4 protein-coding genes are annotated in these 12333 nt (G+C 72.7%); 1 reads left to right on the forward strand and 3 read right to left on the reverse strand.

Annotated elements, in window-relative coordinates:
* Positions 1-72 precede the first annotated feature (72 nt).
* A complete protein-coding gene (locus tag ACIBKX_RS30180) occupies positions 73-1212 on the reverse strand; it encodes an acyl-CoA dehydrogenase family protein (protein WP_363275121.1) in 1140 nt (379 codons plus the stop codon).
* Between the two features lie 5 nt (positions 1213-1217).
* The gene (locus ACIBKX_RS30185) at positions 1218-9620 is read right to left on the reverse strand and encodes an amino acid adenylation domain-containing protein (protein ID WP_363275123.1); all 8403 of its coding nucleotides are present in this window, start codon (positions 9618-9620) and stop codon (positions 1218-1220) included.
* Between the two features lie 393 nt (positions 9621-10013).
* Between ACIBKX_RS30185 and ACIBKX_RS30190 the strand changes: the two genes are divergently transcribed.
* Positions 10014-11618: an FAD-binding protein gene (locus tag ACIBKX_RS30190; RefSeq protein WP_363275125.1), complete on the forward strand. Its 1605-nt coding sequence runs from the start codon at positions 10014-10016 to the stop codon at positions 11616-11618.
* Positions 11619-11729: 111 nt separating this feature from the next.
* On the opposite strand, the gene ACIBKX_RS30195 is transcribed toward ACIBKX_RS30190, so the two are convergent.
* The gene (locus tag ACIBKX_RS30195) at positions 11730-12302 is read right to left on the reverse strand and encodes a dTDP-4-dehydrorhamnose 3,5-epimerase family protein (RefSeq protein WP_363275144.1); all 573 of its coding nucleotides are present in this window, start codon (positions 12300-12302) and stop codon (positions 11730-11732) included.
* Between the last annotated feature and the right edge of the window lie 31 nt (positions 12303-12333).

The raw sequence follows: 12333 nt of genomic DNA on the forward strand, positions 1-12333 counted from the left end.
CCTCAGCCGCAGTACCCGCACAGTGCAGCGGCCGGCCTCGATGAGGCCGGCCGCTGCACTGTGCTGTGGCGCTCACCGCCGGGACGCCAGGCTCCGTCCCACGATCAGCCGCATGATCTCGTTCGTGCCCTCCAGGATCTGGTGGACCCGCAGATCGCGGACGGTCTTCTCCAGGCCGTAGTCGGCGAGATACCCGTATCCGCCGTGGAGTTGCAGGGCCTGGTTGGCGATGGAGAACCCCGCGTCCGTACAGAAGCCCTTGGCCATGGCACACAGGTCGACCGCGTTCGCGGCCCCCTCGTCCAGGGCCTTCGCGGCGCGCTGGAGGAGCGCCTGGGCCGCCTCCAGGGAGACGGCCATGTCGGCCAGTTGGAACTGGACGGTGGGCAGCTCCAGGAGGGGGCCGCCGAACGCCTCCCGGCCCGCGAGATAGCCGAGGGTGCGCTCCAGGGCGTCCCGTGCGCCGCCCAGGGAACAGGCGGCGATGTTGAGCCGGCCGCCGTTGAGGCCGCCCATGGCGATCTTGAATCCCTCGCCCTCGGCGCCGAGCCGGTTCCGCCCGGGGACCCGGACCCCGTCGAGGATCACCTGCCGGGTCGGCTGGGCGCTCCAGCCCATCTTGCGTTCCTCGGCCCCGAAGGAGAGGCCTTCCGTGTCCTTGTCGACGATGAAGGCGGTGATGCCGCGGGCGCCGTCCCCGCTGGTGCGGGCCATCACCAGATACGTCTGTGAGGTGCCCGCACCCGAGATGAACTGCTTGGTGCCGTCGATGACATACGCGTCCCCGTCGCGGACCGCGCGGGTGCGGATGGCCGCCGCGTCCGAGCCGGTGCCCGGCTCGGTCAGGCAGTAGCTGGCCAGGTCGTCCATGCGGCAGAGCCGGCCCACCCAGCGGTCGCGCTGCGCCCGGTCTCCGTGGGTGTCGATCATCGCGGCGACCATGTTGTGGATGGACAGATACGCGGAGATCGACGGGCAGCCGCCCGCGAGCGCCTCGAAGACGAGCACGGCGTCGCTTCGGGAGAGCCCCGAACCGCCGGACTCCTCCCGGACGTTGACGCCGCCCATGCCCAGTTCGGCGGCCTTGCGCAGGACGTCGACCGGGAAGTGCCGCTCCTGGTCCCACTCCACCGCGTGGGGCGCCAGGTACTCCGCGGCGAAGGCCGTCGCGGTGTCCCTGATGGCTTCCTGGTCCGCTGTCATGTCGAACATGGCGATCAGCTCCTGGGGGTGTGATCCTTCGGGGCGGTGCGGTCGAGCGCGGCGCGCAGGACCGGGCCGAGCTGGGCCAGGGCGTGCGGCCGCATCAGGTTCTGGTGCTCGCCGACGACGGGGTGTGTGGTGATCGTTCCGGCCACGTAGGGCTCCCAGAGCTCGGGGGTGACGTCCATGCCCGTGTCGGACGGCGACGCGGTGAACAGCAGCACGTCGGCGTCGAGCCGGCCGGGCGTGAACCGGTGCTGCAGCCCGATGTTGTGGGCGTACGTCTCGACCATGGCGGTGAGGGCGTCGTCCTGGAGGATCTCCGGCGGCAGCAGATTGCTGCGGCGCAGCAGGTCCACCACGAGGTCGCGGTCGAGTTCCTGACCCTCGACGTCCTCGGGGCGGTACCCGGCGGCGTCGAGCAGCAGCCCGAAGATCTGCTGCTCACCGGCCTCGGGAGCCTCCTCATCGGCTCCCTCGGCACGTACGTAGGTGTCGAGCAGCACCAGGAGGCCGACCTCCTCGCCCTCCTCCCGCAGCCGGGTGGCCATCGCGTGGGCCACCATGCCGCCGAAGGACCAGCCGAGCAGGTGGTAGGGGCCGTGCGGCTGGACCGCGCGGATCTGCCGCACATAGTCGGCGGCCATCTCCTCCATCGTCTCCGGGCGCGACGCGGGGTCGGTCAGCCTGCGCGCCTGCACGCCGTACAGCGGGCGGTCCGGGCCGAGATGGCTGAGCAGTCCGGCGTAGGGCCAGCTGAGTCCGCCCGCCGGGTGGGTGCAGAACAGCGGGGCCCGGCTGCCCCGGGAGCGCAGGGGCAGCAGCAGGTCGAGCGCGGGGCGCGCGGCGTCGGTCTGGTTGAGGGCCAGGGCGAGTTCGGCGGGCGTGGGCGACTTGAAGAGGGTGCGGATCTGGATCTCGGAGCCCAGGGTGGTGCGGATCCGGGAGATCAGCCGGGTGGCGAGCAGGGAGTGCCCGCCGAGGTCGAAGAAGTCGTCCTCGGCGCCGACCGTCTGCAGGCCGAGCACCTGGGCGTACAGATCGCACAGGACCTGCTCGATCGGGGTGAGCGGGGGCCGCGAGGTGCCGGCGGCGGGCTCCGGCGCGGGCAGCGCACGCCGGTCGAGCTTGCCGTTGGCGGTCACCGGCAGCTCCGGCAGGACAAGCACCGCCGACGGGACCATGTGCTGCGGCAGCCGCTCGCCCGCGAAGTCGCGGGCGACGGCGCCCAGGGTGGTGATCTGGTTCGACGCCGCGGGGTGGTTGGTCAGCGGACCCGTCCGTACGCCGTCGGCGACGGCGGGACGGTACGCCACGACTCCGCTTCCGGAGGCGTCGGCCGACGCGTCCGGGGTGCGGAACAGGACGTCGAAGTGGGCCTCTCCGGCGGCCGACCAGGTGGTGACGGTGTGGTGGCCGTGCTCCTCGCCGAGCAGGTGCAGCGCCTCGGGGTCCACTCCGGGCAGGTCGGTGTCGGTGAGGCTGCGCAGGGCGTCCGCCACCGGGCGGCCGGTGGTGATGGCGTGCAGGGCGGCCGTCTCGCCCGCGATCCGCCCGTTGGGGATGCCGGACACGCGCAGCCCCGCCGGGTGCGCGGTGCGCAGCAGTCCGGCCAGGTCGCCGGTGCCGGTCACCTCCCGGCCCCAGGTGAGGCGGGTCTCGGGGGCCGGGCGCGGGGCGGCCGGGGCGGGTTCGGCGGGCTGCTTGTGCAGGACGGCGTCGTAGCGGTGCCGGGTGAGTTCGTTGTGGTGGCGGCCCCGCTTGAGGCGGATGTCGACGGCGGCGACGGCGGGTGTGCGGCTCTGCAGGTCGGTGAAGTACTCGGGGGCGACCAGGAGTTCCTTCTCGAGCAGCAGATCGTGCTCGACGGCCCGGCGCACGTCCGCCGGCTGTGCGGTGCCCGCGGCGCGGTGCAGTTGGACGGCGGTGCGCAGGCTGCGGACGAGCCGCAGGTTGCGGATGTCGCCGAGGAAGATCCGGCCGCCGGGGGCGAGCAGTTCCAGCGCCGAACCGAGCACGTCGGCCAGGTAGTCGGCGTGCGGGAAGTACTGGACCACCGAGTTGACGACGATGGTGTCGAAGTAGCCGGTGGGCAGGTCGGTGAAGTCGTCGGCGGCGCGGCAGCGCAGCTGGACCCGGTCGGCGAGGTCCGGGCGTGCGGCGATCTGCCGGCCGAGGCGGTCGATCACCGGGGCGGAGATGTCGGTGCCCCAGTAGGACTCGCAGTGCGGTGCCAGGTGGGCGAGGAGCAGTCCGCTGCCGGCGCCGATCTCCAGGATCCGGCGCGGGCCGAGTCCGCGGACGCGCTCGACGGTGGCCCGGCGCCAGTCCCGCATCTGCTCCAGCGGGATGGCCTCGCCGTCGTAGCTGCTGTTCCAGCCGGAGAAGTCCTCTCCCATGGCTTCGGCGGCGGGTTCCTGCTCGTAGATCGCGTCGTAGATGTCCCGCCACTCGTCGATGTGCTCGCCGGTCCCGGGGCCTTCGGTGCCGGTCTCGGGGGGCGCCGGGACGACGTACCCGACCAGACGCTTGTTGCCGGGCTGGTCCTCGCGCACCACGACCGCGGCGTGGGCGACGCCGGGGTGGGCGGTCAGCGCGGACTCGACCTCGCCGAGTTCGATGCGGAAGCCGCGGATCTTGACCTGGTCGTCGGCCCTGCCGAGGAAGTCCAGCTGCCCGTCGGTGCGCCAGCGCACCACGTCGCCGGTCCGGTACATCCTTTCGCCGGGCGCGCCGAACGGGTTGGCGACGAAGCGCTGCGCGGTCAGTGCGGACCGGCCCAGATAGCCGCGCGCCAGGCCGGGTCCGGTCACATAGAGCTCGCCGGGTGTGCCGGGTGCCACCGGCTGCAGGCTGTCGTCCAGGACGTACACCCGCGCGTTGGCGATCGGGTAGCCGATCGGCGGTGTGCTGCCGTCGGGTGTGAGCGGATCGGTCATCGTGGCGCTCACGGTGGCCTCGGTGGGCCCGTAGCCGTTGATCATCCGGCGTCCGGGGGCCCAGGCCTCGACGAGCGCGGGTGTGCAGGCCTCACCGGCGACGATCAGGGTGATGTCGAGCGGCAGGCTGTCCGGCGCCATGGCCGCCAGCGAGGTCGGCGGCAGGGTGAGATGGGTGACTCCGTGCGCGGCGCAGGTGGCGGCCAGCGGTTCGCCGGGCAGCAGCCGGTCGCTCGGCGCCATGACGAGGGTCGCGCCGGACAGCAGGGCGAAGCAGAGTTCCCATACGGCGGAGTCGAAGCTGGTGGAGGCGAACTGCAGGACGCGGCTGCCGGGCCGGGCCCCGAAGCGCTCCACCTGAAGGGCCGTCACATGCGGCAGTCCGGAGTGGGTGGCCATGACGCCCTTGGGCGTGCCGGTGGAGCCGGAGGTGTAGATGATGTACGCGGGATGCGTCGGCAGCAGCGGACCCGTCTTCTCCGCGTCGGCGAGCACCGTGTCCGCAAGCCCGTCGAGGGTCTCGACGGTGCCGGGGTCGTCCAACAGCAACTGTCGTACGGGGGTTTCGGGCAGCCCGGCCACCAGCTCGGTCGTGGTGAGCAGCAGGGCCGGGGCGGTGTCCTTCAGCATGAACGCGAGACGGTCGGAGGGGTAGTCCGGGTCCAGCGGCAGATACGCGGCGCCCGCCTTCAGGACCGCGAGGATCGCCACGACCAGCTGCGGCGAGCGCGGGAAGGCGAGCGCCACCACCTGCTCAGGGCCCACGCCCCGGCCCGCGAGGAGCCGCGCGAGCCGGTTGGCCGCCGCGTCCAACTCGCCGTACGACAGCGACTCTTCGCCGCACACCACCGCGGCGGCCCCCGGATCGCGGGCGACCTGGGCCTCGAACAGCTCCGGGAACACGGCGGGCCGCACGTCACGGACCGCGCCGGTGCCGCTCTCCAGCACCTCCCGGCGCTCCTGGGCGGTCAGCAGGCCGATGGCGCCGACGGTCTGGTCGGCGTCGGCCACGGCCGCCTGGAGCAGCAGCCGCAGCCGGGCCTCGAGGAGTTCGATGGTGGCGGGGTCGAAGATGTCGGTGCTGTATTCGAGCAGACCGCCGATGCCGGCCGGCGCCTGGCCGGCCGTGTGCTGTTCGGTGAGGTGGAAGGAGAGGTCGACCTTCGACGTGCCGGTGTCCACCGTCTCCACCGTGCCGTCGAGACCGGGGATGTTCAGGTGCCCCTGGGGCACGTTCTGCCAGGCGAGGGCGACCTGGAACAGCGGCTGGTGGGAGAGGGTGCGGGTCGGGTTGAGGGTGTCGACCAGGCTCTCGAAGGGCAGGTCCTGGTGTGCGTAGGCCTGGAGGCTGGTGTCCCGCACCCGCTGGACGAGGTCCCGGAAGGTGGGCCGGCCCGAGGTGTCCACGCGCAGGACCAGGGTGTTGACGAAGAACCCGACGAGGTTCTCGGCCGCCTCGTCGGTGCGGCCCGCGATGCCGATGCCCACGGGGATGTCGGTGCCGGCCCCCAGCCGGGAGAGCAGCGCGGTCAGCGCGGCGTGCACGACCATGAACGGGCTGGCCTGGCAGCTGCGGGCCAACTCGACGATGCCCGCGTGCAGTTCGGCGTCCCAGCCGAACTGCAGGATCCGGCCTTGGTGCGAGGCCTGTTCCGGGTGCGGGCGGTCGGTCGGCAGCTCGATGCGGTCGGGCAGCTCGGCCAGGGCCTGCTTCCAGTACGCCACCTGCTCCGCCCAGAGGCTGTCCGGCTCCTGGGCGTCCCCCAGGACCCGGTGCTGCCACAGGGTGTAGTCCGCGTACTGCACGGGCAGCGGGGTCCACTCGGGGGCGCGGCCGTCGCGGCGGGCGGCGTACGCGGCGGAGAAGTCGCGCCACAGCGGCTGCATCGACCAGCCGTCTGCGGCGATGTGGTGGACCACGAGGACCAGGACGTGTTCGGCGGGGCCCGCCGTGAACAGCCAGGCCCGCACCGGGACGTCGTGGGCGAGGTCGAAGACATGGCGTGCCGCGGCGGTCACCGCGGCGTCGAGCTCGCTCGCGGCGGGAGCCGCCACGGTCAGCTGCGGTGCGGCGTCCTCGCTGTCGCGGACCTGCTGGCAGGGCACGCCGTCGACCTCGGGGAAGACGGTGCGCAGCGCCTCGTGGCGGGCCACGACGTCGGCCAGCGCGGCGCGCACGGCGTCGGTGTCCAGCTCGCCGGTCAGGCGTACGGCCAGCGGGATGTTGTACGTCGCCGACGGTCCCTGCAGCCGGTTCAGGAACCACAGCCGCTGCTGGGCGAACGACAGCGGCAGGCGCTCCGGCCGCCGCTCGGGCACCAGCGGCGGGCGCACGGCCTCGGTCTGGTCCAGTTCCCGTGCGACCTCGGCGGGGGTGCGGGCCTTGAAGAGGGTACGCAGCTGGAGTTCGGCGCCCATGGCGGTGCGGACCCGGGAGATCAGGCTGGTGGCGAGGAGGGAGTGCCCGCCCCGCTCGAAGAAGTCGTCGTCGGCGCCGACCTCGGGCACGCCGAGGACCTCGGCGTACAGCTCGCAGAGGATCCGCTCGCCGCGGGTGCGGGGCGGGCGTGCGGTGCCGGCCGTCGTCTCGGGGGCAGGCAGGGCGCGCCGGTCGAGCTTGCCGCTGGCGGTCACCGGCAGCTCGGGCAGCGCGAGGACGGCGTCCGGGACCATGTGGCGGGGCAGCCGTCCGGCGGCGAGTTCGCGGGCCGCGGCGGTGAGTTCGCGTACGTCGGCCCAGTCGTCGGCCGCGTGCGGCGCGGGGACGACGTACCCGACCAGACGCTTGTTGCCGGGCTGGTCCTCGCGCACCACGACGGCGGCCTGTGCCACGCCGGGGTGGGCGGCGAGCGCGGAGCGCACCTCGCCGAGTTCGATGCGGAAGCCGCGGACCTTGACCTGGTCGTCGGCGCGGCGAGAAAAGTCCAACTGCCCGTCCGCGCGCCGCCGTACGACGTCGCCGGTCCGGTACATCCTTTCGCCGGGCGCGCCGAACGGGTCGGCGACGAAGCGCTGCGCGGTCAGTGCGGTGCGGCCCAGATAGCCGCGCGCCAGGCCGGGTCCGGTGACATACAGCTCGCCGACGACGCCGGGGGCCACCGGCTGCAGGCTCGCGTCCAGGACGTAGGACCGGGTGTCGGCCATCGGGTGGCCGATCGGCGGTGCGCCGCCGTCGGGCGTGAGCGGTTCGGTCATCGTCGCGCAGACGGTCGTCTCGGTGGGCCCGTAGGCGTTGATCATCCGGCGTCCCGGCGCCCAGGTCTCCACGAGTTCGGGCGGGCATGCCTCACCGGCCACGATCAGGGTGGTGCCGGCGGGCAGGCTGTCCGGCCGCAGTACCGCGAGGGCGGTGGGCGGCAGGGTGAGATGGGTGATCCCGTACGCGGCGCAGGTAGCGGCCAGCGGTTCGCCGGGCAGCAGCCGCTCGCCGGGGGCGAGGACCAGCGTGGCGCCCGAGAGCAGCGCCATGCACAGTTCCGACACGGCGGCGTCGAAGCTGGTGGAGGCGAACTGGAGGACGCGGCTGCCCGGTTGCACGCCGAAGCGCTCGATCTGCGCCGCCGCCAGGTGGGGCAGGCCGGAGTGGGTGGCCACGACACCCTTGGGCGTACCGGTGGAACCGGAGGTGTAGATGACGTACGCGGGATGCGTCGGCAGCAGCGGGCCGGTCTTCTCCGCGTCGGTCAGCGTGCCGGCCGGGAGGCCGTCGAGGGTCTTGACGGTGACGGCGTCATCGAGGAGCAGGTGCCGTACGGGGGTTTCGGGCAGCCCCTCGACCAGCTCGGTCGTGGTGAGCAGCAGGGCCGGGGCGGTGTCCTTCAGCATGAACGCGAGGCGGTCGGAGGGGTAGTCCGGGTCCAGCGGCAGATACGCGGCGCCCGCCTTCAGGACCGCGAGGATCGCCACGACCAGCTGCGGCGAGCGCGGCAGGGCGAGCGCCACCACGCGCTCGGGGCCCACGCCTTCGTCGGCGAGGAGCCGCGCGAGCCGATTGGCGGCCGCGTCCAACTCCTCGTACGACAGCGACTCTTCGCCGCAGAGCACGGCGGCGGCCCCCGGATCGCGGGCGGCCTGGGCCTCGAACAGCTCCGGGAACACGGCGGGCCGCACGTCGCGGACCGCGCCGGTGCCGCTCTCCAGCACCTCCCGGCGCTCCTGGGCGGTCAGCAGGCCGATGGCGCCGACGGTCTGGTCGGTGTCGGTGGTGAACGCGTCGAGCAGGCGCAGCAGTCGCCCGGAGTGCGCGGCGAGGTCGTCCGCCGTGTACAGGTCGGTGTTGCCCTCAAGGTTGATCCGTACGCCGGTGCCGTCGGAACGGTCGTACGCCATGACGAAGAGGTCCTCGACCGGGCCGGAGTACAGGCTGTGGGCCGTGGCACGGGCCTGGCCGAAGCTCAGGTTGTAGTCGAAGAACATGATGTTGGCCTGCGGGCCGGTCAGATCGTTCATGCCGCCGGGCAGGCCGAGGTCGCGGACCAGGTCCTCCACGCGGTAGTGCTGGTGCCGCAACACCTGCTTGACCTCCTGTGCGACCTGCCGCATCAGGTCGCCCGCCGTCGTGTGCGCGTGCACCTCCACGCGCAGCGGCAGCGCGTTGACGACCATGCCGGGGACGCTGCGCGAACCGGCGTCGGTGCGGGTCGACAGCGGCAGGCCGAGCACCACGTGGTCCGCCCCGGTCATCCGGTGCATATAGGCGGCCGTGGCGGCGATCAGCACGGCGGACGGGCGCACCCCGGCCGCGGCGGCGGCCTCGTGCAGCCGGGCCTCAGCCTCGTCGGGGAGGGTCGCGCTGTGGCAGTGCCAGGCGGTGGGGAGCCGGTTCGGGCGGCCGGCGAGGCGGGCCGGTTCGGGCCGGTCGGCAAGCCGGTCCATCCAGTACCGCCGGTCCTCGGCGTACTGCTCGGAGGCCCGGTACTCGGCGTCCCGGTCCAGGAGGAGGGTCAGCGGCCCGAAGGGGGACTTCCCCGCCGGCACATCGGTGGCGTGGGCCGTGTACAGCTCGGCCACCCGCCGGGCGAAGAGCGCCCAGGTGAACGCGTCGACGATGATGTGGTGGTAGCCCTGGTACCAGATGAACCGCCGCGGCCCGAGCTTCAGGAGCGCGAAGGAGAACAGGTTGTCGCGGGCCGGGTCCATCGGCCGGGCGGTCTCCGCCCGCATCCACCCGTCGGCGGCCCCGCGCGGATCCGCCTCGCCGCTGAAGTCGATCACCGGGAAGGCCCAGCCGGTCCGCTCCTCGATCACCTGCCACGCCACCCCGGCTTCCTCGAAGAAGCGCGCGTGCAGGGCTTCGGCCTCCGCCACCGCCCGGCGCAGCGCCAGATCGAAGAGCGCCGTGTCGAGCTCGCCGGTGATGTCGAGGAACTCCGCGATCCGGTAGCGCGTGCTCTCCGGCGCCAACTGCTGGGCGAGCCACACTTCGTGCTGGGCGGCCGTCAGGGGCAGGCGCGCAGCGTTGGTGTCGGGGAGTGACATGAGGGGCCCTTTCGGCTGATCTCGCGAAATTTCCGCGTGGTGAAGGAATACGAGGAACTGGACGGTGGGGTCCGGTGTGCTCCATGGCCGATTCGGTGCGGGAGAGTGCCGGGTGGCCGGTGCCGGGTCCGACCGTGTCGGTCGCCGCGGCGCGCCCGCCGGCTGCGCTTGATCGCCTCGGGGCCGGTGGGCTCGTACGCCCATCGTCAGGACTCTCGTCGCCCTGCCTTAAGTCGACCTTGGACTGCCCTTGGCCCGTGCCTGTCCGGGCCGGGTGTGCCAAGGGCAGTACAAGGTCTCCTTAAGAAGCGGCGGCGAGGGTGATCCGACGCTGCGGCCCCGCACGCCCGCACAGAGTGCCGCGTGCCCGCCGCCCGCTCAGATTGGATCGATATGGTTTCGCGACGCAGACTCCTGGGCTCGGCGATCGCCGCGACGGGTGCCGCCACGGGCTTCCTGCCGGCGGCGTCCGCGGCGGCCGCACCGGCCGGCCCGACCGGCCCGACCGGCCCGACCGGCGCACGCGGCGCCGTCGTCCGTCCCGGCGACGCGCGCTACGCCGAACTCGCCGGACGGGGCTGCAACACGCGCTTCGTCGCCAGTCCCGACGAGATCTGGCTGGTGCGCTCGGCGGGGCAGGTGGAGCAGGCGGTGAACCTGGCCGTCTCCCGGGACCGGCGGATCACGGTCCGCAGCGGGGGCCACTGCTTCGACCGGCTGGTCGACGACCCCGAGTTCCGTGTGCTCGTCGACATGTCGGAGATGAAGGGCGTCACCTTCGACGCCGGGATGAACGCCTTCGTCGTGGAGGCCGGTGCCCGGCTCGGCGACGTGTACCGGGCGCTGTACGAGGGCTGGGGCGTCACCGTGCCCGGCGGCGTCTGCCCCGAGGTGGGCGTGGGCGGTCATGTGAGCGGCGGCGGCTACGGGCCGCTGTCGCGCCGGTTCGGCCTGATCGTGGACCATCTGTACGCCGTCGAGGTCGTCGTCGCCGGCCGCAACCGCGCGCGCACGATCGTCGCCACGCGGGAGCCGGACGATCCGCACCACGACCTGTGGTGGGCCCACACCGGCGGTGGCGGCGGCCAGTTCGGCATCGTCACGCGGTTCTGGTTCCGCACCCAGGGGGCCACCGGCGGGCCCTCGTCGCTGCTGCCGAAGCCGCCCGCCCGGATGCGCAAGACCGTGGTGGCCTGGCCGTGGGCCGGGCTGACGGAGGCGGGCTTCACGCGTCTGGTGACCAACCACAACGCCTGGCACGCGGCGAACAGCGAGCCCGGCGACCGGTCCGCCGTCATGCACAGCTCGCTGAACCTGTACTCCACGATCGTCGGCTCGGTGCAGCTGGAGATCCGGATGGACGCCACCCTGCCCGACACGGACCAGCTGCACGACGACTACATCGCCGCGCTGTCCGCGGGTGTGGGCGTCGAGCCGAAGGTCGACGTGAAGGAGGGCGGCTGGCTGGAGATCATCCTCGAACCCTCCGTCAGCCAGCCGGGATACACGCGCCAGAAGTCCATCGGGGGCCATATGCGCGCGGAGTTCGACGAGCGCCAGATCGTGGCGATGCACCGGTCCCTGACGGACCCCAAGCACGCCAACGTCGGCCTGGTCTACCTGGCCGGCTACGGCTGTGCGATCAACGAGGTGGCGTCGTCCGCCACGGCGATCCCGCAGCGCGACTCCATCATGAAGCTCTGGTACAGCGCGGTCTGGCCCGATCCGGCCCATGACGAGGCCGAGGTCGAGTGGCTGCGCACGCTGCGCAAGAACGTCCACGGCACGACCGGCGGCTTCCCCGTGCCCAATGGCCGGCAGGACGGCGCGTACATCAACTACGCGGACGTGGACCTGCGCGATCCCAGGCAGAACCGCACCGGCGTCCCCTGGTACGAGATCGTCTGGAAGGGCAACTACCCGAGACTCCAGCGGGTGAAGAACACCTACGACCCGCGCAACGTCTTCCGGCACGCCCTCTCCCTCGACCCGACCTGACGGCCGCGCGGCGGGGCCGCGCACACTGCAGCACGAAGGACCGGAGCCGGCTCCCCGAGTGGGGAGCCGGCTCCGGTCGTTCCGTTCCGAGAAGTCCGGGAAGTGCGCGGGTCACCCCGGCCACTGCGGCAGGATCCCGGCGGCACGGGCCTGTTCGAGGCTCGGTGCCTTCGCGTCCTTCTCCGAGAGCAGCGGGGGCTCGGCGAACTCCCACGGCAGGGCCAGCTCCGGATCGAGCGGGTCGACCTCGAACTGGGTGCCCGGCACGTGTGCGGTCGACAGGGAGTACGAGATGCACGTGTCGTCCGTCAGGGCCAGGAACCCGTGGCCGAGCCCCTCGGTGACATGGACGGCGATGCCGTTCTCCGCGGTCAGCAGATTGGCGGCGTACCGGCCGAACGTGGGGGAGCCCACGCGCAGATCGACGACGATGTCGCGGAACGCGCCCCGGACACAGGTGACGTACTTCGCCTGGCCGGGCGGTATCAGCACGCCGTGCAGTCCGCGCAGCGTGTTCCGCCTCGACACCGAGTAGTTGACCTGGCGGACCGTGAACGGGCTGCCGACCGCCTCGCTGATCAGGTCCGTGCGCAGCGACTCGAAGAAGGACCCGCGGGGGTCGATGTGCTTGTGCGGGGTGATGACATAGGCGCCGGGTACGGCGTCGGTCTCGTGGATCTCCATGGGCGTCCTCACGCCTCCTTACTGGCGGCGG

Origin of the sequence: Streptomyces sp. NPDC050658 (genome assembly GCF_044457025.1) — a bacterium.
GTDB lineage: Bacteria > Actinomycetota > Actinomycetes > Streptomycetales > Streptomycetaceae > Streptomyces.